At 73.2% G+C, this 25,705-nt stretch carries 18 protein-coding genes and 1 pseudogene; 9 read left to right on the forward strand and 10 right to left on the reverse strand.

Translation table 11 applies throughout. The annotated features are described in order from the left end of the window. Nucleotides 1-48 precede the first annotated feature (48 nt). From AAC944_RS11545 to AAC944_RS11565, 5 genes are all read left to right on the forward strand, one after another. Nucleotides 49-285 (forward strand): DUF397 domain-containing protein, encoded by a 237-nt coding sequence (locus AAC944_RS11545; RefSeq protein ID WP_030617767.1) that lies wholly within the window; start codon nucleotides 49-51, stop codon nucleotides 283-285. Between the two features lie 54 nt (nucleotides 286-339). Next, a complete protein-coding gene (locus AAC944_RS11550) occupies nucleotides 340-2,325 on the forward strand; it encodes a hypothetical protein (protein WP_030617769.1) in 1,986 nt (661 codons plus the stop codon). A gap of 112 nt (nucleotides 2,326-2,437) precedes the next feature. Next, nucleotides 2,438-3,355, forward strand: a complete 918-nt coding sequence (locus tag AAC944_RS11555) for a metal-dependent hydrolase (protein ID WP_030617771.1) — start codon at nucleotides 2,438-2,440, stop codon at nucleotides 3,353-3,355. Between the two features lies 1 nt (nucleotide 3,356). Continuing rightward, complete coding sequence (locus AAC944_RS11560; RefSeq protein ID WP_030617774.1) at nucleotides 3,357-4,451, forward strand: PDR/VanB family oxidoreductase; 1,095 nt, start codon at nucleotides 3,357-3,359, stop codon at nucleotides 4,449-4,451. A gap of 75 nt (nucleotides 4,452-4,526) precedes the next feature. Then, nucleotides 4,527-5,225, forward strand: coding sequence for a TetR/AcrR family transcriptional regulator (locus tag AAC944_RS11565; RefSeq protein ID WP_030617777.1), 699 nt, complete (start codon nucleotides 4,527-4,529; stop codon nucleotides 5,223-5,225). Between the two features lie 35 nt (nucleotides 5,226-5,260). Here the strand turns inward: AAC944_RS11565 and AAC944_RS11570 are convergent, their stop codons facing one another. After that, entirely contained in the window at nucleotides 5,261-7,324 is a 2,064-nt protein-coding gene (locus tag AAC944_RS11570; RefSeq protein WP_030617779.1) for an ATP-binding protein, read from the reverse strand. Between the two features lie 253 nt (nucleotides 7,325-7,577). Between AAC944_RS11570 and AAC944_RS11575 the strand changes: the two genes are divergently transcribed. Beyond that, a complete protein-coding gene (locus AAC944_RS11575; protein ID WP_368397262.1) occupies nucleotides 7,578-8,501 on the forward strand; it encodes a PP2C family protein-serine/threonine phosphatase in 924 nt (307 codons plus the stop codon). A gap of 19 nt (nucleotides 8,502-8,520) precedes the next feature. Here AAC944_RS11575 and pulA read toward each other — a convergent pair whose 3' ends face one another. From pulA to AAC944_RS11610, 7 genes and pseudogenes are all read right to left on the reverse strand, one after another. Continuing rightward, nucleotides 8,521-11,166, reverse strand: a complete 2,646-nt coding sequence (pulA, locus tag AAC944_RS11580) for a pullulanase-type alpha-1,6-glucosidase (protein WP_078888687.1) — start codon at nucleotides 11,164-11,166, stop codon at nucleotides 8,521-8,523. 94 nt (nucleotides 11,167-11,260) lie between these two features. After that, nucleotides 11,261-12,658 (reverse strand): annotated as a pseudogene (locus AAC944_RS11585) (alpha-amylase); the annotation flags it as partial. Nucleotides 12,659-12,828: 170 nt separating this feature from the next. Further along, nucleotides 12,829-13,899: a LacI family DNA-binding transcriptional regulator gene (locus AAC944_RS11590; protein ID WP_030617789.1), complete on the reverse strand. Its 1,071-nt coding sequence runs from the start codon at nucleotides 13,897-13,899 to the stop codon at nucleotides 12,829-12,831. Beyond that, a complete protein-coding gene (locus tag AAC944_RS11595) occupies nucleotides 13,884-15,479 on the reverse strand; it encodes a glycoside hydrolase family 13 protein (RefSeq protein ID WP_030617792.1) in 1,596 nt (531 codons plus the stop codon). The genes AAC944_RS11590 and AAC944_RS11595 overlap by 16 nt, the downstream gene beginning before the upstream one ends. Nucleotide 15,480: 1 nt before the next feature. Continuing rightward, nucleotides 15,481-16,311, reverse strand: a complete 831-nt coding sequence (locus tag AAC944_RS11600) for a sugar ABC transporter permease (RefSeq protein WP_196943118.1) — start codon at nucleotides 16,309-16,311, stop codon at nucleotides 15,481-15,483. A gap of 2 nt (nucleotides 16,312-16,313) precedes the next feature. Beyond that, nucleotides 16,314-17,192: a carbohydrate ABC transporter permease gene (locus AAC944_RS11605; RefSeq protein WP_051871989.1), complete on the reverse strand. Its 879-nt coding sequence runs from the start codon at nucleotides 17,190-17,192 to the stop codon at nucleotides 16,314-16,316. Between the two features lie 98 nt (nucleotides 17,193-17,290). Then, nucleotides 17,291-18,559 (reverse strand): extracellular solute-binding protein, encoded by a 1,269-nt coding sequence (locus AAC944_RS11610; RefSeq protein WP_030617799.1) that lies wholly within the window; start codon nucleotides 18,557-18,559, stop codon nucleotides 17,291-17,293. 221 nt (nucleotides 18,560-18,780) lie between these two features. Between AAC944_RS11610 and AAC944_RS11615 the strand changes: the two genes are divergently transcribed. Genes AAC944_RS11615 through AAC944_RS11625 form a run of 3 tightly spaced genes read left to right on the forward strand, consistent with a single transcriptional unit; the run spans nucleotide 18,781 to nucleotide 22,450 of the window. Beyond that, nucleotides 18,781-20,442 (forward strand): glycoside hydrolase family 13 protein, encoded by a 1,662-nt coding sequence (locus tag AAC944_RS11615; protein ID WP_051871953.1) that lies wholly within the window; start codon nucleotides 18,781-18,783, stop codon nucleotides 20,440-20,442. Then, a complete protein-coding gene (locus AAC944_RS11620) occupies nucleotides 20,423-21,544 on the forward strand; it encodes a LacI family DNA-binding transcriptional regulator (RefSeq protein WP_051871954.1) in 1,122 nt (373 codons plus the stop codon). Before AAC944_RS11615 ends, AAC944_RS11620 begins: the two co-directional genes overlap by 20 nt. Nucleotides 21,545-21,580: 36 nt before the next feature. Then, nucleotides 21,581-22,450, forward strand: a complete 870-nt coding sequence (locus AAC944_RS11625; RefSeq protein ID WP_078888688.1) for a phosphatase PAP2 family protein — start codon at nucleotides 21,581-21,583, stop codon at nucleotides 22,448-22,450. A gap of 30 nt (nucleotides 22,451-22,480) precedes the next feature. Here the strand turns inward: AAC944_RS11625 and AAC944_RS11630 are convergent, their stop codons facing one another. Both AAC944_RS11630 and AAC944_RS11635 read right to left on the reverse strand, forming a co-directional pair. Further along, entirely contained in the window at nucleotides 22,481-24,103 is a 1,623-nt protein-coding gene (locus AAC944_RS11630; protein WP_030617811.1) for an amidohydrolase, read from the reverse strand. Nucleotides 24,104-24,168: 65 nt separating this feature from the next. After that, nucleotides 24,169-25,686, reverse strand: coding sequence for an APC family permease (locus AAC944_RS11635; protein WP_078888689.1), 1,518 nt, complete (start codon nucleotides 25,684-25,686; stop codon nucleotides 24,169-24,171). Between the last annotated feature and the right edge of the window lie 19 nt (nucleotides 25,687-25,705).

Raw genomic sequence — 25,705 nt, forward strand, 5'->3', positions numbered from 1 at the left:
CGTACGCTGACCTCCGTACCGACCGGGCTATCGCGAGGAGAGCACCGCATGAGCGCCGCAGCTGAGAAGGAGTGGCTCTACGCCCTCGACATCTCCGACGCCGTCTGGCAGCGCGCCCCCGGCGACGCCGAGGAGGCCGTGGAGATCGCGTTCCTGGAGCGCGGTGCCGTGGCGATGCGCAATTCCACCGACCCCGACGTGGTGCTGCGGTACACCGAGGGCGAGTGGCGCGCCTTCGTCCTGGGCGCCCGGGACGGCGAGTTCGACCTCGACCGGCAGCACTGAGCAAGCGTCCGGTGGCCGAAGTGACCATCCCATGAATCACTCGTTCTACGGAACGTGGAACAGCAGCAGGCGATAACTCCGCCACCGGACCGCACCTCCCCGCTCGGCGTCATCGACGTCGAGCAGGCGGAAGCCGCACTCGTGGAGCACTACCCCCGGCTGGTGCGGCTGGCCTATCTGGTGCTGCCGCCCCGGCTCGGCCGCAACCGCCGGGTGCTCACCGCGCACGCCGTCACCCAGCGGGCGCTGCCCCGGCACCGCACCGCCGCCGAGGAGACCGTACTGCCCGCGCAGCGCCCCGGTGACGGGCGGCCCGGCCCGGACCCGGGATACGCCTTCGTGCGGCAGCGGGTGCTGCGCGCGGCGCTCGCCGCCGACCGTCCGGCGCTGCGCTTCGGGCGCCGGCGGCTGCCGCTCCCCCCGCTCCCGCCGCTGCTCCCCCAGGTGTGGGGGCTGCGGCTCTTCCCGCGCTCGGGCGGTGCCGACGAACTCGCCCTGGACCAGGCCCTGTCGGCCCTGTCCGCGCCGGCCCGCGCGGCGTACGCGCTGCGCGGCCTGGAGGGCATGGACGACCGCGAGGTGCGGCGCGTCCTGGCGGCGGCGGGCGTGCCGGAGCCGCGCGACGCGTCGGCCGAGGCGGCGGGCGCCGCGGCCCCTGCGGGCAGCCGGGACGGATCGCTGCTGGACTCCGCCGAGTTCGACCCCTGTTCGCTCCAGGCGCGGCCGACGGACCTGATCCGGCGGCGGCAGCACGTGCGGGCCGTGCTGGCGGCGGTCGTCGCGGCGGTGGTGTGCGGGGCGCTGCTGGCCCTGCCGGGCGACGGCTGGGGCCGGGACGGCGCCGCGGCTCCCCCGTACGCCCGTAACGCGGCGGCCGAAGCGGCCCTGGACCCACGCAAGTTGACCCGCGTTCCCGAGGACGCCTGGCGGACCGCGGTCCGTACGGACTTCTCGGCCTGGCCGGCGCGCGGCGCCCGGGTCCACGACACGGCCCTGCTGCGCCGCGCGCTGGCGGCCTGGGCGCGTCCCGGCGGCCGGGTGCAGGTCTCCGCGACGCCCGGCACACCGGCCGGACCCGCGGCGGGGCCGGCGCAGCTGCTGTACGCGGGCGAGGTGGACCGGACGGCCGTGGTGCTGCTGTACGACGGGCTGCGCGTGGTGCGGTACGCGGAGTCGGCGGACGGGCCGGGCGGCGGCGCGGCACTGGACCTCGCGCGCACGGACGGCGCCGGCCCGGCCGGTGCCGCGGCGCTGGTGGTCAGCCGCACGGACGGCAACGTCCGCTATCTGACGGCCCCTTGGGTGCGCACGGTGGAATTCGCCGACCTGGCCGGCGGCCCGGAGGAGCGGCCGGCCACGCTGCGGCGTACGGCGGACGGGGTGACGGTCCCCGCGCCCGCACCCGCGCACGGTCCGTCCTGCACCCGCTGGCCCGCGCTGACGATGGGCGGGCAGCTCTACACCGACCTGGGCGAACTGACCCCGGCGCGGCTGACGTACGGCGCTCCGGGGCGGGCGGCCGAGCCCGCCGGGAAGGCCGCGCTGACGGCCTGGGCGCGGACGGCCTGCCTGCTGCCGGCCGTCCGGGCGCTGGGCGTGCGGGAGGTGAACGCCTGGGAGTACGCGCGCCAGCGGCTGCCGGAGCGTGGCGGGACGGCGGCCTGGCTGTGCACCCGCGCCGAGACCTGGCGCGGGGCCGGGAGCCGGACGATGGCGCAGTTCCAGGCGCCGGTGGCGGGGGCCGGTGGCGGGCCGGGCGCGCGCCGGTATCCGCCGGGTGCGGTGGCGGCCCGCGCGGAGGGCGGCCGGGCCTGCGGGCCGCGGTCGCCGCACGCGCTGGCCGGGGTGCTGTGGAAGTCGGCGGACGGGCACTGGTGGCTGGTGGCGGCGGGCAGCCCCGAGGTGCGCGGGGTGACGGCGGGCGGCGGCGTGACCGGCCGGACGAAGGGCCGGCTGCTGGCGGTGCGTGCCGAGGCGGGTGCGCACGCGCGGCTGTCAGCCCGGCTGCCGGGCGGCGGAGGGCTGGCGGCACTGCACTGAGGACGGGCGGGTGCGGGGGTCACGGGCGCGGTCCGTGGCCCCTTTCGCGTACCGGCGGGAAATCTCCTGCAAGGGGCTGTCGCTCGCACTTACTCCCCAGTACATTGACGCCATGTCTAACAAGGCCTCGTTGCGGCCCGCGCCGGTCGCGTCGGAACACATCCCGCTCAAGGCCCGCAACGTCGCTTTCGACTGGGCCGCAACGCCCCTGCACTGGGTCCCGGGCGACCCGTCCACCACGCACACCATCAACGTGCTGCACCTCCTGCTGCCGGCCGGCGAGCGCTGGTTCGTGCACGTCTACAAGCAGGTGCTGCCGTACATCCGGGACGAACGGCTGCGCGCCGACGTCATCGGGTTCATCGGCCAGGAGGCGATGCACTCGCAGGCGCACGACGACGTGCTGCCGCACCTGAAGAAGCAGGGCCTGGACCCCGCGCCGTACACCGCGCAGGTCGACTGGCTCTTCGAGAAACTGCTCGGCGACCGCACCCTGCCGCCGGGCCGGGCCCGGCAGTGGTGGCTGCTGGAGCGGGTCGCGCTGATCGCGGCGATCGAGCACTACACCGCGTTCCTCGGCGACTGGGTGCTCAACGCCGAGGCGCTGGACGCCAAGGGCGCCGACGCGACCATGCTGGACCTGCTGCGCTGGCACGGCGCCGAGGAGGTCGAGCACCGCTCGGTCGCCTTCGACCTCTTCATGCACCTCGACGGCGGCTACCGGCGCCGCACCCGCACCTGGGCCACCGCCTTCGCCGCGCTGGTCTTCCTGTGGCAGCGCGGCGTGCGCTTCTTCATGGCCAACGACCCGACGCTGCTGGAGGGCAAGGCCTCCTTCAAGGAGTTCTTCCGCGCCGGGCGGCAGGGCGTCCTGCCGACCACCGGCGCCGTGGTCCGCACGATCCCCCAGTACCTGCACCGCGCGTACCACCCCTCGCAGTACGGCAGCACCGCACAGGCCGCCGCCTACCTCGCCGCCTCCCCCGCCGCGACGGCGGCGGAAGCCCGTACCTCCCCCGGAGCCGCCTGACATGACCGCCATCCTCCGCTCCCGCCGCGTCCGCACCCTGGTGGTGGCCACCGGCGCCGCCCTGCTCGTCGGCCGGGCCCTGCGCCGCCGGGTCAAGGACTCCCCGCTCTGGCCGATGCCGGCCCTGGAGGAGCCGATATCCGGTACCGGGCGTCCCGGCGGCGGGCGCCGCGAACTCCTCGTCGTCGAGCGCGCCGAGGAGGCCGAAGGCGTCGTACGGCTGCGCCTGGAGGGCGAGCGGCTGCCGGGCTGGGAGCCGGGCGCGCACATCGACCTCGTGCTGCCTTCGGGCGCGGTGCGGCAGTACTCGCTCTGCGGTGACGTCGCCGACGGCGGTACGTACACCGTCGCCGTCCGGCTCGTCGAGGACGGCCGGGGCGGCTCGCGCGAGGTGCACGAGCAGCTCCAGGAGGGCACGGTCGTGGAGGTGCGCGGGCCGCGCAACCGCTTCCGGCTGGACGAGTGCCACGCCTACCTCTTCATCGCGGGCGGCATCGGTATCACGCCGATCCTGCCGATGCTGCGCCAGGCGGAGCGCGAGGGCGTGCCGTGGCGGCTGCTCTACGGCGGGCGGACGCGCGCCTCGATGCCGTTCCTGGCCGAGATCGAGAAGCTGGCGGGGGCGAACGCGGACCGGGTGACGGTCGTCGCCGAGGACGAGGACGGGCGGCCGGACCTGGCCGCCGCGCTGGCCGACGCGCCGCCGCACTCCGCCGTCTACTGCTGCGGCCCGCAGCCCCTGATGGACGCGGTCGCCGCCCTGCTGCCGGACGGACTGGAGCTGCACACCGAGGCGTTCGCACCGGCGGCCGGGCCGGGCGGCACCGCGGGCGGCGCCTTCGAGGTCGAGCTGCGGCGCACCGGCCGTACGGTGTCGGTGGCCGGTGACCAGAGCATCCTGCGGGCCCTCCGCGAACAGGCGCTGCCGGACCTGCCGTACAGCTGTGAGCAGGGATTCTGCGGAACCTGTCTGCAGAACGTGGTCGAAGGCGACATCGACCACCGCGACGAGCTGCTGACCGACGCCGAACGCGACGACCAGATGCTCATCTGCGTCTCGCGGTGCCGCGGAGAACGGCTGGTGCTGGACCTCTAGCCGGAACCGGTGCGCGTCCGGCCGGTCACCGTCGGTGGCATACCGCTGCCGCACCCCGGTCGTTAGGGTGTTCGTATGACGACCGGGGTGCGCCGCAGGATGGGTGTCGAGGAACGCCGTGAACAGCTGATCTCCGTGGCTCTTGGCCTCTTCAGCCACCGCGCCCCGGAGGATGTGTCCATCGACGAGATAGCCGAGGCCGCGGGCATCTCGCGGCCGCTGGTCTACCACTACTTCCCCGGCAAGCAGAGCCTGTACGAAGCGGCGCTGGGCCGGGCCGCCGACGAGCTGGCGACGCGCTTCGTCGAGCCGCGCGAAGGGCCGCTGGGCGAGCGGCTGCTGCGGGTGATGGGCCGCTTCTTCGACTTCGTCGACGAGCACGGCCCCGGCTTCTCCGCGCTGATGCGCGGCGGCCCGGCGGTCGGCTCCAGCCGCACCAGCGCGATGATCAACGGCGTCCGGCAGTCCGCGTACGAGCAGATCGTCGACCACCTGGGCCTGGCGGCCCCGGCGCCGCGCATGGAACTGGTCATCCGCTCCTGGATCTCGCTGGCGGAGTCCACCGCGCTGCAGTGGCTGGACGGCAAGCGCATCCCGCGCGAGGAGCTGGAACGGCAGCTGGTGCACGACTTCGCCGCGCTGGCCGCGGTGAGCGCCGCGTACGACGAGGAGATGGCGGACACGCTGCGGGCGATCCTCGCCGCCGAGCCGATCGACGGGCCGTTCGCCGACCTGGCGGCCCGGCTGTTCGCACTGGTGCCGAGCGACGCCTGAGCACGGCCCGGCCCCGGGTGTGCCGGGATCCGCGGTCAGCCCTCCGCCGCCAGCAGCGCCGGCTCGCCCAGCGCGTACGCGATGCCGTCCTCCGCGTCGGCCGCGAGACCCCGCCGGAACTCCTTCTCGTACCCGGCGTCGCCGAGCTGCGCACGCAGCCGCCGTTCGCAGTCGGCGCGCGCGGCGCTCAGCTCAGGGGCGCCGAACTGGCGGCGGCCGACGGTGAGCCAGACCGCGTCCGCGACGCCGAGCAGCCGGGCCCCCGCCACCCCGCGGTCCGCCGCGCCGAGCACGGCGGCCAGCACGTCCAGGATCATCGCCGTGCACAGACTGTCCTGCAGGAACCGCATCCCCGCCAGCGCCTCGCGGCCGTGCGCCAGCGCCGACCCGAGGTCGACCAGCCCCAGTTCGGCGGTGGCCTGCATGTACCCGGCGAAGCAGCGCACCCACAGCTCGCCGCGGCGCTCGCACTCCGCGCGGGTCACCGCCGCGTCCGCCGCCGCCTCGGCGAACTGTCCGCACTGCAGCTGGACGAAGTGCCGCAGCAGCCGGGTGAGCAGCCAGGCCGCGGGGTAACCGCGGCCGTCGCCCGGGTCGTCCGGGGCCGCGTCCAGCACCTCGTACGCGCTCCGCTGGTCGCCCTTGAGGCAGTGGGTGCCGCCGACGAGGTAGGTCACGGCATGCCGGACGTCGGGGTCGTCCTGCCCGGCCACGGCCTCGGCGAACTGCCGCCCGGCCGCAGCGGCGACGTCCAGGTCGCCCTGGATCAGTGCGAGGGTGCCGTGGCTCCACAGCCCCTTCGTACGCTCCGGGCAGTCCTCCGGTACCAGCTCCAGGGCGCGGCTGAGGTGGCCGCGGCCCTCGCGCTGGCGGCCGCACCCGAACCAGAAGAACCACAGTGCGCCCGCCGTCTCCAGCGCGGCCCGGCCGTCGCGGCGCGCCACGAGGAAGTCCAGTGCCGCGCGGAGGTTGGCGTGCTCGGTGTGCAGGCGCCGGTGCCACGCGACCTGGTCAGCGCCCATGCAGGCGGCGTCACCGGCCTTGGCGAGGGCACGGAAGTACGCGGCGTGCCGGTCCCCCAGGACGGTGGTCTCGCCCAGTTCGGCGAGCCACTGGGCGCCGTACTCACGGAGGGTGTCGAGCATGCGGTACCGCGGCGGCTCCCCGGACCGCTCGCACTGCACGACGGACTTCTCGGCGAGGCCCCGCAGGACGGACTCGACCCGGCTTCCGGGCAGCGGGCCGCCGGCGCAGACCTCCCGCGCGGCCTCCAGGGACCAGCCGCCGCGGAAGACGGACAGCCGGGCCCACAGCAGGCGTTCCAGCGGCTCGCACAGCTCGTGGCTCCAGCCGATGGTGGTGCGCAGGGTGCGGTGGCGCCGCGGCGTACGGCTGCCGGTTTCGGTGCTCAGTACCTCGAAGCGGGCGTGCAGCCGGGCCAGCAGGCCGGGCACGGTGAGGCTGCCGAGCCGGGCGGCGGCCAGTTCGATGGCGAGCGGGATGCCGTCCAGGCGGTGGCAGAGCTCGGCGGACTCCGCCGCGTACCGCTCGGTGAGCCGCTGTCCGGGGGCGGCCGCTTCGGCGCGGTCCCGCAGCAGGGCGAGGGCGTCGCTCGTGCCGGGATCGGCGCTGCCGGGCGCGGGCAGTGAGAGCGGCCGCATCGGCAGGACGTGTTCCGCGTCCCGGCCCAGCGGCTGGCGGCTGGTGGCGAGCACGGTCAGGCCCGGCGCGGCGGCGAGCATCAGCTCGGCCAGTTCGCCGCAGGCCGCGAGGAGGTGCTCGCAGGTGTCCAGGACGAGCAGCAGGTCCTTGTCGGCGAGCCATTCGCAGAGCACGTCGGTCTGGTGCCGGGTCGTCCGGTCGGCCAGCCGCAGCGTCTCGGCGATGGTGACGGCGAGCAGCGCCGGGTCCTGGAGCGGTGACAGCTCGACGAAGTGGACGCCGTCGGGGTGGCCGGTGCGCCGGGCGTGTGCCGCGCGGGCCGCGAGGCGGGTCTTGCCCACGCCGCCGACGCCGGTGAGGGTGACCAGGCGGTGCTCGCCCAGCGCCTGGTCCAGTACCGCCAGTTCGACGGCGCGCCCGATGAAAGTGCCGTTCACGTCCGCTCCTCGCCGATCTTCCGGACGCGGGCGCCGGCGCCCGCTCACCAGTGATCCGCCCAGTTTGTCCGCAGGTCACACGAGGTGCGCCCCGGCCTCCGGAACCGACCGTCTGCGCGTCATCCCACGACACATCCGACCGCTGGGCGATCGACTCCCACCAGCTTCTTGCATTCCCTTTCGCCGCTCTCCGCCGCGCTGCCAGAGTGGCCATCCCACCGCCGTGGCGTGGGAGAGACGTGGGTTGACCGGCATGGGGATCATGGGCGCGCTGCTCGGGTACGGCTGCGGCTTCGCCTCCGGCGTCTGCTGCGGCGTGCTCGCCGTGCGGCGCTCATGGTTCTCCCGCCGGGCCGCCGCCGGCCCGGACCGGCCCTCGCCCCCGCCCGCCTCCGGCACCCACGACACCGCTCTGCTCGGCGTCGCGCAGAGCGCCCAGCAGGCGTTGCTGCGGCCCCTCTCCGGCGACCTGGGCGGCGTCAGCATCGCCGCGCGCTACTTCCCCGCGGCGGAGTACGTCCAGATCGGCGGCGACCTCCTGAACGTCGCCCGCTCCCCGTACGGCCTGCGGGTGCTGATCGGTGACGTGCGCGGCCACGACCTGGAGGCGGCGCGGCTCGCGGCGATCACCATCGGCTGCTTCCGCGACCACGCCTTCACCACACCCGACCTGGTCACGCTGACCGGCATCCTGGACGACCGGCTCACCGCCGAGCTGGACGCGGAGGGATTCGTGACGGCGGTGCTCGCCGAATTCGCGCCGGGCGAGGTGCGGCTGGTGAACTGCGGGCATCCGCCGCCGCTGCGGGTCGGGGAGAGGCTGGAGCCGCTGTCCCCCGTCGAGGCCGGGCTGCCGCTCGGCTTAGGGCCGGACCAGCACCGGCAGCGCGTCCGGCTCGCCGCCAACGAGCGGCTGCTGCTCTACACCGACGGGCTCACCGAGGCGCTCGACGCGCACGCTGAGCCCTTCCCGCTGGACGAGCGGGTCCACGAGGCGCTGACCCTCCCCACGCTCGACGACGCGCTCGACGCGCTGCACGCCCTGGTGACGGCGCACACCGCGGCGCCGCTCCGGGACGACCTGGCGCTGATGCTGTGCCAGCCGGACGTCCACGGCATGTTCCCGTCCGTTCCCGCGATGCGTGCACCGGGGGAACGGACGGGCAAGCGGGGCTGAGCCGGAGCCGCGGACCGGGTCAGCCGCGGGTGAAGACCGCGACCGTACGGCCCGGCACGGTGAAGGTACCGGTCCGCCCGTCGTACGCGGAGGCGCGCACGACCGGGTCGGCGCCGCGTGCCTGCACCGGATGCAGGGTGTACGGCGCCCCGGCCACGGCCCGTACGGTCTGCTCCTGCCGCTCGGGGGTGGCGTTGAGGACCACGACCAGCCGGCCGAGCCGCATGGTGATCACTCCGGGCGTCTCGCCGGGGCCGGACAGCGGGAAGGACAGTGCCCGCTGCACCTCGTCGGTGGTGGCCAGGCCGAAGTCCGGCTCGGTGGCGCGGATGCGGGTGAGGTCCCGGTACGCGGCGGAGGCCGCCGTGATCTCGGCACAGCCGGGGCGCAGTGCGGGGTCGCCGAGCAGCGGCCGGGCGTAGGGCCACTTGTCCTTGTTGTCGGCGGCGGGCGGCAGGCCGCGCCCGAAGCCGTTGCCGACGGCGCAGTTCCAGTGCAGCGCGTTGAACCAGTCGCCGCTGTCGAAGGAGTTGCGGTCCAGGGACTTCGAGCGGAGCAGGTCGGTGCCGGCCTGGGAGAGCGCCGGGCCCTGGGAGAGGGTGGCGGTGGCCAGGGCGAGCACCTGCATACGGGCCCGGTCGGCGGCCTTCGTGCCCTGCGGGAGCTTGAAGGCGAGGGCGTCGTAGAGGGTCTCGTTGTCGTGTGCGTCGGCGTAGGCGAGGGCGTCACCGGGCGCCGCGGCGTATCCGGCGGGTGCGCCGTTGTAGTCGACCTGGGAGCCCTTGACGGTACGGCCGGCGCTGTCGGTGAAGGTGTAGTCGGCGAGGCCGCCGGTCAGCCCGACCTTGATGAGGTCCTGGTAGTGCAGCAGCCGGTCCTTCTGCTCGTCCCGGGTGCCGTTGGCGGGCGAGGAGTTGGGGTCGGTCCAGAGGCCGGAGGCGAAGCCCTGGACGCGCGGGTCGGCGTCGAAGGGGCCGCCGCCGCGTACGGCGTCGCGGGCGCGGTCGTCGAAGGTGGCGATGCCGGTCCCGGCCATGTTCTTCTGGGTGGCCTGCACGAAGCGGGCGTCGTTCGCGACCTCGCCGAAGTTCCAGCCCTCGCCGTAGAGGACGACCGACTTGCCGTCCACCCCGTCCTTGCGCACGGTCAGTGCGTCCAGGGCCTTGCGGACGGCGAGGATGCCGGCCTTCGGATGGTGGCCCATCAGGTCGAAGCGGAAGCCGTCGACCTTGTACTCCTTCGCCCAGGTGACGATCGAGTCGACGACGAGCTTGCCCATCATGGTGTGTTCGGGCGCGGTGTTGGCGCAGCAGGTGGAGGTGGCGACGGTGCCGTCGTCCAGCAGCCGGTGGTAGTAGCCGGGGACGATGCGGTCCAGGACGGACTTCGGGTCCTGGCCGCTCGCCACGGTGTGGTTGTAGACGACGTCCATGACGGTGCGCAGTCCGGCGCCGTTCAGACCCTGCACCATGCGGCGGAACTCGACGGTGCGCGCCGTGCCGTCCGGGTCGGAGGCGTACGAGCCTTCGGGCACGGTGTAGTGCAGCGGGTCGTAGCCCCAGTTGTACGCGTCCTTGGCGGCGGTCTTCGCGACGCACTCCTGCTGCTTCTCGGAGTCCGGCGGGAAGGAAGCCAGGTCGCAGTCGGGTACGGCCTGGTCGGCGCGCCGCTCGGGGACGGTGCCGAGGTCGAAGGCGGGCAGCAGGTGGACGTGGCTGGTGCCGGTGCGGGCGAGGGTACGCAGGTGCTTCATGCCGTCGGAGGACCGGTCGGTGAAGGCGAGGTACCGGCCCGGGTGCTTCGAGGTGCGGTCCGCGACCGAGAAGTCGCGGATGTGCAGCTCCTGGATGCGGGCGTCGCGCAGCGGCACGGCGGCGGGCTTCTTCAGCCGGTCCCAGCCCCTGGGGGCCAGCTTCGGGTCCGTGAGGTCGGTGACGAGGCTGTGCTCGGAGTCGGCGGTGAGCCCGGTGGAGTACGGGTCGGTGACCTTGTTGGTGACGGTCTTCCCCGCGGCGGGCGCGAAGACGGTGACGGCGTAGCGGTACGGCTTGCCGGTCCAGCCCCGGGCGCCGGTCACCTGCCACACGCCGGTCCGGTCGTCGCGGGTCATCGGCACGGTACGGCCGTCGAGTTCGAGGGCGACGGTGCGCGCGGTGGGTGCCCAGACGGAGAGGGTGGGGCGGCCGCGGTCGAAGACCGGGCCGAGCCGGGTGCGGGAGGCGGCGGCGCCGTACAGGTCGTCCAGCACGCCCGGTATCTGCACGCCGGTGGTCTCGCGCAGGCTGCCGTCGGCGGCCCGGCGGGTGGCGACGAGGCGGTCGCGCAGCGCGGTGGCGGCCTGCGCCTGGTCGCGGGGGTCGACGGTGAAGGCGGGGAAGTCCTTCAGGTGCGGGTACTTGGCCCGCTCGGCGGGAGTGAGGGTGCCGGGGGCCAGGCGCAGCCGCCGGTCGCCGTCGGGGCCGGATTCGAGCTGGAGGGTGCCGCCGGCCGGGTCGGGCGCGCCCTTCCAGACGACGGTGTCCCGGTCGATCCACTGGGCCTCGGCCTTGGCGGGATAGGGCGGCGGGGCCGCCTGTGCGGGCGGGGCGCCGGGCAGCGCGGCGGCCGCCGCGGCGCAGAGCGCCGCGGCGAGCGCGGTGACGGTTCGGCGGAGGGTGCCGGTCACGGCGGATTCTCCTCGGTGGGGTGAAGGGCCGCCCGGCAGGCGGGGAGGTCGCCGGGCGGCCGGATCGGAGGGCCTGACGCGCGGCGGGTCAGCCGCAGCTGCGGGCGCCGGTGTGCAGGGCGAGGGCGGTGTTCGGGGCGAGGGTCGCGGTGAACCGGCCCGAGCCGTCGACCGTGACGGTCCGGCCGCTCTGGACGTCGCAGTAGTTCCCGCCGGGCAGTGAGCTCTGGAACGTACGGTTCAGGCTCGACCCCTCGTGGTTGATCGCGACGTACGCCTTGTCGCCCCGCCCGAAGGCGATCGCGTCGTTGCCGTTGTCCCACCAGTTGCTGACGGGGGCGCCGGCCGCGGTGTTGCGGAAGGCCACCATGGACTTGATCTCGGGCCACTTGTGCTGGCACTTCCAGCCGTCCTGCCAGCAGGCGTGCACGGTGCCGCCGTTGGGCGGGCCGGCGTCGTGGTCGGAGAACTCGTAGCCGGAGTGGACGTCCGGGGAGCCGTACGGCCAGGCCAGCATGAAGACGTTGGCGAGGGTGTAGTCCGCGCCGTTCTTGTAGCTGAGCGTGGAGCCGTTGCGCTCGGTGTCCCAGTTGTCGACGAAGACGCCGGACTTCCCGCTCGCCATGTAGCCCCAGCCCTCGCCGAAGTTCTTCAGGTACGCGAGCTTCTCGTTCTGGAAGACGCGCTTGAGGTCGCGGCCGTAGCGGAACTCCTGGACGTCACCGGTGTTCAGGTACTCGGTCGGCGAGACCGCCTCGCCCGCCCCGTAGATGGCTTCCTGCTTCCAGTACACGTCCGGCTTGCTCAGCCGTCCCTTGATCGCGGCGAGGTCCGCCGCGGGCATGTGCTTGGCGGCGTCGATGCGGAAGCCGTCCACGCCGAGCGAGAGCAGGTCGTTCAGGTACTGCGCGATGCGGGAGCGGACGTAGGGCTCGCCGGTGTCCAGGTCCGCCAGGCCCACCAGCTCGCAGTGCTGGACGTTGTAGCGGTCCTGGTAGTTGCTGATCTGCGCGGTGCAGTCGTCCATGTCCTGCGGCTGGTAGATGCCCGGGTAGGTGTACTTGGAGTACGACGAGCCGCCGGTGCCGGTGCCGGACCCGGCGGACATGTGGTTGATGACCGCGTCCGCGACGACCTTCACGCCGGCCGCGTGGCAGGTGTCGATCATGTTCTTGAAGGCCGTGCGGTCGCCGAGCCGGCCGGCGATCCGGTAGCTGACCGGCTGGTACGAGGTCCACCACTGGCCGCCCTGGATGTGCTCGGTGGCCGGGGAGACCTCGACGTAGCCGTATCCGGCCGGGCCGAGGGTGTCCGTGCACTCGCGTGCCACGGAGTCGTAGCGCCATTCGAAGAGTTCGGCGGTGACGTCCTTCGCGCCGGGCGGGGCCGCCTGGGCGGGGACGGCGAGGGCCGCCGCGGTGAGGGCGAGGGCCGCGGCCGCACAGCCGCGGGCCAGGGATCTGCGGCGGACCGGAGAACTGCGGTGGGGCATGGTTCCTCCTGAGGGGGAGAACGGAAGCCTTGCCCGGCAACGCGCCATGCCCGTAAGGCTGATGCAGTTGTAGCCGCCGCAATCCGTTGTTGCAAGACCTTTCGCAAGCTATTGCAACGGTGTTAACTTCACCGGGCAACACTCCGGTCCGGCCGGCCGGGGACCCGCCGTCACGCGGGTCCCACGCGCCCGGCCGGCCGGACCGGTCCCCCCGGGACCGGCCCCGTCGAACCCCGTACCACCAGCTCAGGCTGGAAGACGAACTCCGTGCGCTGCACGGGATTCCCCTGGATCTCCTCGATCAGCGCGCCGACCGCGGCCGTCGCCATCGCCTGTACCGGCTGGCGCACGGTGGTCAGCGGCGGGTCGGCGAAGGCGATGAGCTGCGAGTCGTCGAAGCCGACCACCGACAGCTGCCCCGGCACGGCGAGCCCGCGCTGCCGGGCGGCCCGTACGACGCCCAGCGCCATCAGATCGCTGCCGCACACCACCCCCGTGCAGCCGGCCTCCAGCAGCGCGGCCGCCGCCGCGTGCCCGCCCTCGACGCTGAACAGCGTGTGCTGGACGAGCCGTTCGGCCTCTCCCCGGCGCAGGCCGAACAGCTCACCCATGACCGCGGTGAACCCCTCCGCCTTGCGCCGGGACGGCACGTACCGGGACGGGCCGACGGCCAGCCCGATCCGCGTGTGCCCCAGCGCGGCGAGATGGGTGACGGCCATCCGCGCGGCGGCCCGGTCGTCGGGCGAGACGAACGGCGCGTGTACGTGCTCGTTGTAGCCGTTGATCAGGACGTACGGCACGCCGCGCGCGGTGAGCCGGGTGTAGCGGGACGGATCGGCGCCGGTGTCCGCGTGCAGCCCGGACAGGAACACGATGCCGGTGACGCCCCGCGCCTCCAGCTGCTCGACCAGCTCGTCCTCCGTGGCGCCACCCGGCATCTGCGTGCAGAGCACGGGCGTGTAGCCGTGCCCGGCCAGCGCCTGCTCGATGATCTGCGCGAACGCCGGGAAGATCGGGTTGGTCAGCTCCGGGATGACCAGCCCGACCAGCCCCGCACTGCGGCGCCGCAGCCGCACCGGACGCTCGTACCCGAGCACGTCCAGCGCGGCCAGCACCCGCTGCCGGGTGGCCCCGGCCACCCCGGTCCGCCCGTTGAGCACCCGGCTCACGGTGGCCTCACTGACGTCGGCCTGTGCCGCGATGTCCGAGAGCCTCGGAGGCAGTGTCACTCCGCCCACCATACGGCCGTGTCAGCGGCCAGCTCGTACGTGCCGGGGCTGCCCGGGAGCTGCTGCGGCAGCGTGCCGCTGGACAGCAGGGGGCGGCCGGGGACGGTGATCCGTACGGGCTCCGCCGTGGTGTTCACCGCGCAGGTGAAGCCGCCCGCACGGCGGAAGTGGAGCACGCCGTCGGGCGCGGGCCGCCACTCCACCGACTCGCCGGCGCCGAGCGCCGGGTGCTCCCGGCGGACCGCGAGCGCGGTGCGGTACAGCTCCAGCGTGGAGTCCGGGTCGCCGGTCTGCGCCGCGACGCTCAGCTCCGCCCACGCGGCCGGCTGCGGCAGCCAGCTGCCGCCGGTCCCGAAGCCGTACGGCGCCTCCGTACCGGACCAGGGCAGCGGTACCCGGCAGCCGTCCCGCAGGCCGTCCTGCCCGTTCTCCTTGAAGAAGGAGGGGTCCTGGCGTACCTCGTCGGGCAGGTCCGTGACCTCCGGCAGGCCCAGTTCCTCGCCCTGGTAGACGTAGGCGGAGCCGGGCAGCGCGAGCATCAGCAGGGCGGCGGCGCGGGCGCGCGGCAGGCCGCCGCCGAGCCGGGTGCGGTGCCGGACCACGTCGTGGTTGGAGAGCACCCAGGTGGTGGGCGCGCCGACCGGCCGCATGGCGTCCAGGGAGGCGTCGATGGCCTCGCGGAGCGCCGCCGCGTCCCAGCCGGTGTTCAGGTAGTGGAAGTTGAACGCCTGGTGCAGCTCGTCGGGGCGCAGGTAGAGCGCGGTGCGGTCGGCGCTGGGCGTCCAGGCCTCGGCGACCGCGATCCGCTCCCCCGCGTACTCCTCCAGGACCTGCCGCCAGGAGCGGTAGATCTCGTGCACGCCGTCCTGGTCGAAGAAGGGCAGTACCTGGCTGCCGAGCAGCTTGAGCTGTTCGCCGTGGCCCATGTCGGGCAGCCCGGCGGCCTTGACCAGGCCGTGCGCCACGTCGACGCGGAAGCCGTCGACGCCGAGGTCCAGCCAGAAGCGCAGGATGGAGCGGAACTCGTCGCGTACGGCGGGGTGGTCCCAGTTGAAGTCGGGCTGCTCGGGGGCGAAGAGGTGGAGGTACCACTCGCCGTCCGGGAGCCGGGTCCAGGCCGGGCCGCCGAAGATGGACTCCCAGTCGTTGGGCGGCTCCTCGCCGTTCTCGCCGCGGCCCTTGCGGAAGTGGAAGCGGTCCCGGAGCGTCGAGCCGGGGCCTTCGGCCACCGCGCGGCGGAACCATTCGTGCTGGTCGGAGCAGTGGTTGGGGACGATGTCGACGATGATCCGCAGGCCGAGGCGGTGGGCCTCGCGGATCACGGCCTCGGCGTCGTCGAGGGTGCCGAACATCGGGTCGATGGCGCGGTAGTCGGCGACGTCGTAGCCCGCGTCGGCCTGCGGCGAGGCGTAGAAGGGGCTGAGCCAGACGGCGTCGACGCCCAGCTCCTTGAGGTAGGGCAGGCGGCCGCGGATGCCGGCCAGGTCGCCCATGCCGTCGCCGTTGCCGTCGGCGAAGCTGCGCGGGTACACCTGGTAGATCACCGCGTCGCGCCACCAGCCGGTGGCAGGGGTGGTGGAGTTCTGGTTCATGTCATCCCTTGGTCGTGCCGGCGGTCAGGCCGGATACGAGATGGCGCTGGGCGAAGGCGAAGACGGCGGCCGCGGGCACGGCGACGATCACGGCCGCGGCGGTCATCGAGCCCCAGTCGTTGTTGTACTGGCTGACGAAGGTCTGCAGGCCGCCGGCGAGGGTGAGGTTCTCCTCACCGGTCATGAAGGCCGACGCGTAGGCGACCTCGGCCCAGGCCGTGACGAAGGTGTAGAAGCCGGTGACGGCGAGCCCGGGGCGGGCCAGCGGCAGGACGAGCCGCCAGAAGGTGCCGAAGGGGTTGAGCCCGTCGACCCGGCCCGACTCGTCGATCTCCACCGGGATGGTGTCGAAGAAGCCCTTCATCATCCAGGCGCAGAACGGCACGGCGATGGTCAGGTAGGTGATGACCAGGCCGGTGGGCTGGTTGAGCAGGCCGAGCCCCGCCATCAGGTTGTAGAGGGGGACGATCAGCACCGCGACCGGGAACATCTGGGTGATCAGCAGCAGCCACATCAGCGGGCGCATGCCCGGGAAGCGGAAGCGGCTGACGGCGTAGCCGGTGGTGGCGGCGAGGAAGACGCCGAGCACGGTGGTCACGCCGACGATCACCACGGAGTTCCCGAACCAGGTCAGGAACGAGGTCTCGGCCAGGACGTGGGTGTAGTTGGCGAAGGTGAAGTCGGTGACCGGCGCGGTGGTGAAGGCGTCGTTCTTCGGCTTGAAGGAGGTCACCAGCAGCCACAGCGGCGGGAAGACCGCGACCACGGCGGCGATGATGAGGGTGGCGTGCAGGCCGGTGGAGGCCAGCGGGCTCCGCTTCTTGTCGCGCATCGTCACCACACCTCTCCCTGCTTGCGCAGCGCCCGCCGGTAGACCACCGCGACGGCCGAGAGCATCAGCAGGATGAGTACGCCCCAGGCGGCGGAGGAGGAGAAGTTGCGCGGGCTGTCGACGAAGGAGAGCCGGTAGGCGTACGTCACGAGGATCTCGGTGGCGTCGCCGGGCCCGCCGCGCGTCAGCAGGAAGATCACCGGGAACATGTTGAAGGTCCAGATCGTGCTGAGCAGGATCACCGTGCTGGAGACGGACCGCAGGGACGGCACGGTGATGTTGCGGAACCGCTGCCAGGCGTTGGCACCGTCCATCTCGGCGGCCTCGTACAGCTCGCCGGGGATGGACTGGAGTCCGCCGAGCAGCGCGACGAGCATGAAGGGCACGCCCAGCCAGACGTTGACGACGATGACGGAGAGCTTGGCCCAGGTCGGGTCGTTGAGCCACGGGATCGCGTCGATGCCGCCGCCCTGGAGGAGCTTGTTGAGGAGACCGTGCTTCTCGTTGTAGAGCAGCCGCCAGGTGAAGACGGAGATGAAGGCCGGGATCGCCCAGGGCAGGATCAGCGCGAGGCGGTAGAAGGTCCGGCCCTTCATCTTGCGGTTGAGGAGGTTGGCGAGGGTGAGCCCGAGCGCGAAGGTGATCCCGACGCAGGCGACGGTCCACACCACGGTCCAGCCCAGCCGGCTCCAGAAGACGCCGTCGCTCAGCACCGCCGTGTAGTTGTCGAGGCCGACGAACGTGTACGTGGCGGGGATGTGGTTCATGCCGATGTCGCGGGCGACGTTGGCCTCGGTGGCGTCGGTGAGCGACAGGTACAGGCCGCGGACCAGCGGGTAGCCGATGATGACCGCGATGACGAGCACCACCGGGGCGACCATGGTCCAGGCGTACCAGTGGGTGCTCAGGGCCCGGCGCACCCGGCCGGGCGGCGCGGTGCGCGCCGCCCGTTCCTGGCTCTTCGGAGGGGCGAGCGTGGTCACTTGTAGTCCTTGAGCAGCTTCCGGTAGGCGTCACCGGTGGCCTTGGCAGCCTGGTCGGGGGTGGCGCTGCCGGTCAGGACCTTGTTCATCTGGACCTTGATCGGCTCGAAGAGGGAGTTGCCCTCGGCGATCCAGGGGCGCTCGACGGCCTTCTCGACGGCGGGCCGGAAGAACTTCACCATCTCGTTGTCCTTGACGGACGGCACCTCGTAGACCGACTTGCGGGTCGGCAGCAGGCTCAGCTTCTCGGTGGTCTTCTGCTGGACCTTCGCGGAGCTCATGTACTTCACGAACTCGTAGGAGGCGTCGAGGTTGCCGGACCCGGCGTAGACGGAGAGGTTCCAGCCGCCCTGCGGGGAGCCCTGGGCCTTGCTGCCGCCGGGCACGGGCGCGACGCCGAGGTTGCCCTTGTCCTTGAACTCCTTGCCGGCCAGCGCGCCCTCGATGTCCCACGGCCCGTCGATCGCCATCGCGACGTCGCCGTCCTTGAGGGCCTTGAGCTGGTTCTCCTGGCCGTCGGTGGCGTCGGTGACGGCGGCCTTGGAGTCCACCAGGTCCTTGATCGTCGCAAAGGCCCGGACGCCCTCGGGGTCGTCGATGAGGACCTTCTTGCCCTTCGCCTCGACCATGTCGCCGCCCTCGCCGTAGAGGTAGGGCAGGAACCAGTACGGGTCGTCGCCGCGCAGGTAGAGCGCGGTCGCCCCGGTCTTCGACTTGATCTTCTTGGCGGCGTCCTTCAGCTCGTCGAAGGTCTTCGGGACCTCGACGCCCGCCTCCTCGAGCAGCTTCTTGTTGTAGAAGAGGCCGAGGGTGTCCATGACCTGGGGCGCGGCGTAGGTCTTGCCCTTGAAGCGGGTGCTGCCCGCCGCCTGCTCCACGTAGTCCTCGTTCTTGTCCAGCGCCGGGGTGTTGTCCAGCGGCGCGAGGTAGCCGAGGTTGGCGAAGTCGGCGACCCAGGCGACCTCGGTGCGCATCACGTCGGGGGCCCCGGAGTTGCCGCCGGCCGCGTTCTTGAACTTGGCGTTGGCCTCGCCGAAGGGCACGTTCACGTACTTGACGTCGACCTTGGGGTGCTCGCGCTCGAAGCCCTCGGCGAGCTCCTTGTACGTCGCCTTCTCCGCGTCGTTGGAGGTGTCCCAGAAGGTGACGGTGCCCGACAGCTCACCCCCGCTCTTCTGGTCGCCACCGCCGTCGCCGCCGCACGCGGTCGCCGTCAGTGCCAGACCCGCGACCAGCGCGGTGGCCGCTATGCCACGTCGTCGCATGTGAACTCCTTCTGAAAAGGGCCGAGATACGCACGAGATACGCAGGGAAACGCCCGAGAGGGCGTCAGGAACGTAACAGCGGCGAAAAGAAACCGAAAGAGCTTGCGGCAAATTTCTGCAAGTACACCGGAAGATGTTGCAGCCCGGTTACCTCGGGCCGTCACCCCCGGGCCCGCCGGGGCGTTGATCTTTCCGTAGCCCGATCGACCGAAGGACGGCCGATGACCGATGAGCTGACCTTTCCCTCGCCCGCCGCGCCGCCGGCCCCCGACCGCCCCGGCACGGGCTGGTGGCGCGACGCCGTCATCTACCAGATCTACGTACGCTCCTTCGGGGACGGTGACGGTGACGGCATCGGGGACCTGCCCGGCGCCCGCGCCCGCCTGCCGTACCTGAAGGAGCTGGGTGCCGACGCGGTCTGGCTGACGCCGTTCTACGCGTCACCGCAGGCCGACGGCGGATACGACGTCACCGAGCACCGCGCCGTCGACCCGCTGTTCGGCACCCTCGACGACGCCCAGGACTTCCTGGACACCGCCCACGGACTGGGCCTGCGCGTCATCGTCGACATCGTCCCGAACCACACCTCCGACCAGCACCCGTGGTTCCGCGACCCGGACCTGGCCCGCGAGCGGTACATCTTCCGGCCGGGCCGCGGCAGCCACGGCGAGCTGCCGCCCAACGACTGGGAGTCGGTCTTCGGCGGCCCGGCCTGGACCCGCACCGAGCGCGGCGACTGGTACCTCCACCTCTTCGCGCCCGAACAGCCCGACCTGGACTGGGAGCGCACCGAGGTACGCGCGGAGTTCGACGCGATCCTGCGGTTCTGGCTGGACCGCGGCGTCGACGGCTTCCGCATCGACGTCGCGCACGGCATGGTCAAGGCGGCGGGGCTGCCCGACGTCGGCCGCCGGCAGCAGGCCCGCCTCATCGGCACCGACGTGCTGCCCTTCTTCGACCAGGACGGCGTGCACGAGATCCACCGCCACTGGCGCCGACTGCTGGACGCCTACTCGCGCGGCCTCCGGCCCGGGGTACTCCCGGCCGAGCGGATCGGCGTCGCCGAGGCCTGGGCCCCCGACGCCCGCCGGCTGGCCCGCTACGTACGCCCCGACGAGCTGCACCAGGCGTTCAACTTCCACTTCCTGCAAGCGGCGTGGGACGCCACGGCGCTCCGCACCGTCATCGACGACTCGCTGGCCGCCACCGCGCTGGTCGGCGCGCCCACGACCTGGGTGCTCTCCAACCACGACGTGGTCCGCCACGCCACCCGGCTCGGCAGCCGGGACCGGGCCCGCGCCGCCACCCTCCTCATGCTGGCGCTCCCCGGCTCCGCCTACCTCTACCAGGGCGAGGAGCTGGGGCTGCCGGAGGTCACCGAACTGCCCGACGCGGTCCGCCAGGACCCGGCGTTCTTCCGCGGTGACGGCCAGGACGGCTTCCGCGACGGCTGCCGGGTACCGCTCCCCTGGTCCGGCACCGCACCGCCGTACGGCTTCGGGCCCGGCGGGAGCTGGCTGCCGCAGCCGGCGAGCTGGGCGGAGCTGAGCGTCGAGGCGCAGACCGGCACCCCCGGCTCCACCCTGGAGCTGTACCGCTCGGCGCTCGCCTGGCGCCGCGCCCTGCCCGGCCTCGGGGACTCCACGATGACCTGGCTGGACGCACCGGAGGGGGTACTGGCGCTGCGCAGGCACGGGTTCCTGTGCGTGCTGAACACCCGCACCCGGCCGCTGGAGGTGTCGGCCGAGGGCGAACTGCTGCTCGCCAGCGCGCCGGTCCGCGCCGGAGAGGGCCGGGTGCGCCTGCCCGGCGAATCCTGCGCGTGGTGGGCAAGCCGCATCCCGACCGGTAAGGTCGCCTTCCATGACCGCGCGCCTGGCTGACATCGCAGCACAGGCGGGTGTCAGCGAGGCCACCGTCAGCCGGGTGCTCAACGGCAAACCCGGCGTCTCCGCCACCACCCGCCAGTCCGTACTCGCCGCACTGGACGTCCTGGGCTACGAGCGCCCGGTGCGCCTGCGGCAGCGCAGCGCCGGACTGGTCGGGCTGATCACGCCCGAGCTGGAGAACCCGATCTTCCCGGCGTTCGCGCAGGTCATCGGCCAGGCCCTGACCCGCCAGGGATACACCCCGGTGCTCGCCACGCAGACGCCGGGCGGCTCGACCGAGGACGAGCTGACCGAGATGCTGGTGGACCGCGGCGTGGCCGGGATCATCTTCGTCTCCGGACTGCACGCCGACACCACGGCGGACATGAGCCGGTACGAGGCGCTGCGCGGCCAGGGCGTGCCGTTCGTCCTGATCAACGGCTACTCGGACAAAGTCCAGGCGCCGTTCATCTCGCCGGACGACGGGGTGGCGATCTCCCTCGCGGTCACCCATCTCGCGGCCCTCGGCCACGAGCGCATCGGCCTCGCGGTCGGCCCGCGCCGCTTCGTGCCCGTACAGCGGAAGATCGAGGGCTTCCTGCGCGCCATGCGCGAGCAGCTCGGCATGGGCCCGGACGCGGCCGAGGAGCTGGTGCAGCACTCCCTCTACACCCTGGAAGGCGGGCAGGCGGCGGCCGGTTCGCTGCTGGAGCGCGGCTGCACCGCGGTGGTCTGCGCCAGCGACATGATGGCGCTCGGCGCGATCCGGGCCGCCCGCCAGCGCGGCCTGGAGGTGCCCGACGACGTCTCGGTGGTGGGGTACGACGACTCCCCGCTGATCGCGTTCACCGACCCGCCGCTGACCACGATCCGGCAGCCGGTGCAGGCCATGGGGCAGGCGGCGGTGCGGGCCTTGCTGGAGGAGGTCGGCGCCGGCCCGCAGGAGAGCCCGCAGGAGTCCTCGCGGGCGCCGCTGCGGAGCGAGTTCGTCTTCCATCCCGAGTTGGTGGTACGGGGTTCGACGGCGTCGGCGCGCCGTGCCGACCCGGACGGCGGTGGGGGGATACCCTCCCCCTCCAGGGTGAGAAAGGCTGTCCAGGACCCGACTGCGGGATGATCGGGTCTACCCCGATTTCTGGCAGACTGTCGCCTTATGGGTGATGCCAAGGCGAGGATCCTGGAGGACCGGAGAGACGCACCGCCGCCCCCTCCGCAGCGCACGGAACCACCGCGTGGACGGGTGACCGCGGCCCGGGTGCGCGGCGCGGCCAGACCTCGGCTGTGGTTCGAGATCCTGCTGATCGCGGTCAGCTACTGGACGTACTCCCTGATCCGCAACGCCGTGCCCGAGCAGAAGGCCGCCGCGCTGCGGAACGCCGACTGGGTCTGGCGCACCGAGCACAGCATCGGCATCGCCGTCGAACACACCGTCAATCACGCGATGAACGCCGTGACGTGGCTGATCGTGGCGATGAACTACTACTACGCCACCCTGCACTTCCTCGTGACCGTCGGGGTCCTGGTCTGGCTCTACCGCCGCCACCCCGGCCGTTACGCCGCCTCGCGCCTGGTCCTCTTCCTCACCACCGCGGTCGCCCTGCTCGGTTACTACTTCTTCCCCCTCGCGCCGCCCCGCCTGATGCCCGGCGGGCACTTCATCGACACGGTGCTGGTGCACGACACGTGGGGTTCGATGGCCTCGGGCAACCTGGCCAGCATGTCCAACCAGTACGCCGCGATGCCCTCGATGCACATCGGCTGGTCCTTGTGGTGCGGCGTCACCATCGCCCTGCTGGCGCGCGCGGCCTGGGTGCGTGCGCTGGGCGTCCTGTACCCGGTACTGACCCTGGTGGTGATCATCTCCACCGCCAACCACTTCTGGCTGGACGCGGTGGGCGGCGTGCTCTGCCTGGCGTTCGCCTTCACGGTGGCCCGCCTGTGGTACGGCACCGCCCTCTCCCGGCTGCCCCGGCCGGGCCCGGCCCCGACCCGTCCGTCGGAACCGAGCCCGTCCGGCGCGTGAGAGCGCCCCGGCACCCGGCCGGGGCCCGCGTCAGGCGCGGTGGACGACGTGTCCGCCGGTCATCGTCAGGGCGACCGGCGCCTGGCCCACCTCGTCGGCCGGGGCCGTCACCGGGTCCACCCCGAGCGCGGTGAGATCGGCCCGGTAGCCCGGTGCGATCCGCCCCGCGTATCCCTCCTCGCCCACCGCCAGCGCCGCGTGCGAGGTGCAGCCCTCCAGTGCCATCTCTCCCGTGAGCGCCTGCTCGACGGTGACCGGCGCGGTCTCCGGCGAGCCGGCGGGGCGCCGCAGCCGGGCCGTCGCGAGCACGCCCCGCAGGTCGTAGTGGGCGATCGGCCAGTCCGAACCGAGGACCAGCACGGCGCCCGCATCCCGCAGGTCCCGGCACCGCCACGCCCGGCCCGCGCGCTCCTCGCCCACCCGCTTGGACCACTCGTCGGTGTGGTCGGCGCGGGTGTAGGCGGTGTGGGTGGGCTGCATGGAGGCGGCCACCCCGAGCGCGGCGAACCGGGGCAGCTGCGCGTCCGGCACGGTCTCGATGTGCTCGATGCGGTGCCGTCCGCGCTGTCCCGGGTCGTCCATCGCCTCGACGGTGTCCAGCACGTGCCGGACCGCGGCGTCCCCGATGGCGTGGGTGGCGGTCCGTACGCCGGCCCGGGCCAGGTGGTGGACGGCGCGGGTGTACGCGGCGGGGTCCGGCCAGAAGGCCTCGGTGCCCTGGCCGTGGCAGTCGGCGTGCTCCAGCCAGGCCGTGCCGCCTTCGACGGTGCCGTCCATGAAGAACTTCACGCCGCCGACCCGCCAGTGCCGGCCGGCCCGCTCCTGGAGGGCGATCAGGTGGTCCAGGGCCTCGGTGTCCGCACCCGGCATGCACCAGGGCGCGATCCGCAGCCGTACGGGGAGCTCGTCACCGTCCTCGATGCCGGTCAGCAGGTCCAGGACGTCCGGGCCCTCCAGGTCCATGACGTGCGCGCCGGTCAGGCCGGTCGCGGCCATCCCGCGCAGCAGGGTGAGCAGCCGGGCGCGCCGCTCGGCGGCCGTCGGGCGGGGCAGCACCGGCATCATCAGGTCCATCGCGGCGTGCTCGACGAGGTGCCCGGTGGGCCGCCCGTCGGCGTCGCAGACGACCTCGGCGCGCTGGTCGAACGCGCGCGGCCCGTCGATCTTCGCAGCGGCCAGCGCGGGCCCGGTGGCCAGCGCGGAGTGCCCGTCGTAGAGGCGGATGAAGGCGGGCACCCCGCCGAGCGCGGGCTCGATGAGGTCGCGGTGCACGGGCCGGCCGCCGAAGACGTTGTGGTCCAGGCCGTACGCCAGGACCCAGCCGCCGCGGTCCGCCGTGCGCGCGGCACCGGCCAGCGCGTCCCGCAGCCCGGCCAGGTCGCGGCAGCCGGAGAGGTCGAGCCCGGTGGACATCTCCACGCCCCAGACGGGGTGGCTGTGCCCGTCGACCAGGCCGGGGGTGAGGGTGGCCCCGCCCAGGTCGATGACCTCGGTGCGCGCACCGCGCCAGTCCCGTACGTCCCGCTCCTCGCCGACGGCCGCGATCCGGCCGTCCTTGACCGCGACGGCACCCGCCCAGGGGCGTCCGGGGTCGAGCGTGCGGACGCGGGCGCCGGTCAGGACGGTGTCGGCGGCGGGAAGGGGCTGGGACACTGCGGTCTCCTTACGGGAGGGGCGGTACGGGGTCGGTGCGGGTGGTGGTCGGTACGGGCGGCCGGTCAGCCGGCCGGGTGCCGCGCGGGAGCCTCCGGCTCGGCGGGCTCGGCGGGCTCGGCGGCGAACTCCGCGTACACCTCGGGCCGGCTGCGCCGGATCCGCAGGGCGAGCAGCAGACCGACCGCGAAGGCGGCGGGGACGGTGAGGACCAGCGCGGCGTTGGTCGCGAACGGCGCCGCGGTCATCAGGTCGATCCTGTCGACGACCAGCCAGAGGGCACCCGCCATCAGCACGGTCGCGGCGGCCGGCGCGATCCAGGTGCGCCAGCGGCCCTCGGTGTGCCGGATGCGGCGGAAGAAGCAGGGCACGGCCACGGCGGTGACCGCCTGGAGCGTCAGCAGGCCGATCATGCCGGGGGTGTTCATCCACAGCAGCAGCTGCTGGTAGGGGTCCGCGCCGGCCAGCGCGAAGCCCGCGACGACCAGCAGCGCGAGGATGCTCTGGAGGACCCCGGCGACGTACGGGGAGCGGTGCTTGGGGTGCACCTTGCCGAGCAGGGGCGGCAGCACGCCCTCCTCGGACAGCGCGAGCCCGTAGCGGTTGATCGCGTTGTGGAAGGCCAGCTGGGAGGCGAGGATGCTGGTGACGATGAAGACGTGCATCAGGTCGGCGGCCCAGGGCCCGACGTAGTGCGTGGTGGCGGCGAAGAAGAGGCCCGCCGGGTCGGTGGCGACCGCCTTCAGGACCTTCGTACCGCCGTACGCCTGGATGACGATCCAGACGCTGAACGCGTAGAAGAGACCGAGGAACGCCACGGCGATGTAGGTGGCGCGCGGGAGGGTGCGGCCCGGGTCGCGGGCCTCGCGGCGGTAGATGGCGGTGGACTCGAAGCCGGTGAACGCGGCGAAGGCGAAGGCGAGGACCGCGCCGGTGCCGGGCACGAGGACGTTGCCGGGCGTGAAGGAGTCCAGTGCCAGGCCCTCGGCGCCGCCGTCCAGCAGCACCCCGCCGGCCAGCAGCACGAGGATGCCGGTCTCGGCGACCAGCAGGACGCCGAGCACCTTCGCGCCGAAGTCGATGGAGCGGTAGCCCAGGTACCAGATGACGAACACGCCGCCGAGCGCGATCACCGGCCAGGGCACGTGGACGCCCCACAGCGCCTCCAGCGCGTCCTGGGTGCCGGTGGCGAGCAGGCCGTAGACGCCGATCTGCATGCCGTTGTAGGCGAGCAGGGCCAGCGTCGCGGCGCCGAAGCCGGCCGGGCGGCCCAGGCCCCGGGTGATGAAGGCGTAGAAGCCGCCGCCGTGCCGGACGTGCCGGGTCATGGCGGTGAAGCCGACCGCGAAGAGGGCGAGGGTGGCGCCGGCGAGGAGGTAGCCGACCGGCGCGCCGATGCCCCCGACGCCGATGGCGAGCGGCGCGACGCCGGCCATGACGGTGAGCGGGGCCGCTGCGGAGATCACGAAGAAGGCGATGTCGGCGACGCCGAGGGTGCCTTTGCGCAGGTCGGCGGCGCCCTCGCGGGGTGGGGGTGCGGTGTGCTGCGGCGACCCGTCGCGGGCCCCGGACTCTACGGCCATGCGCTCCTGCCCTTCTGCT

Source organism: Streptomyces sclerotialus (genome assembly GCF_040907265.1).
In the GTDB taxonomy this organism is placed as follows: Bacteria; Actinomycetota; Actinomycetes; order Streptomycetales; family Streptomycetaceae; genus Streptomyces; species Streptomyces sclerotialus.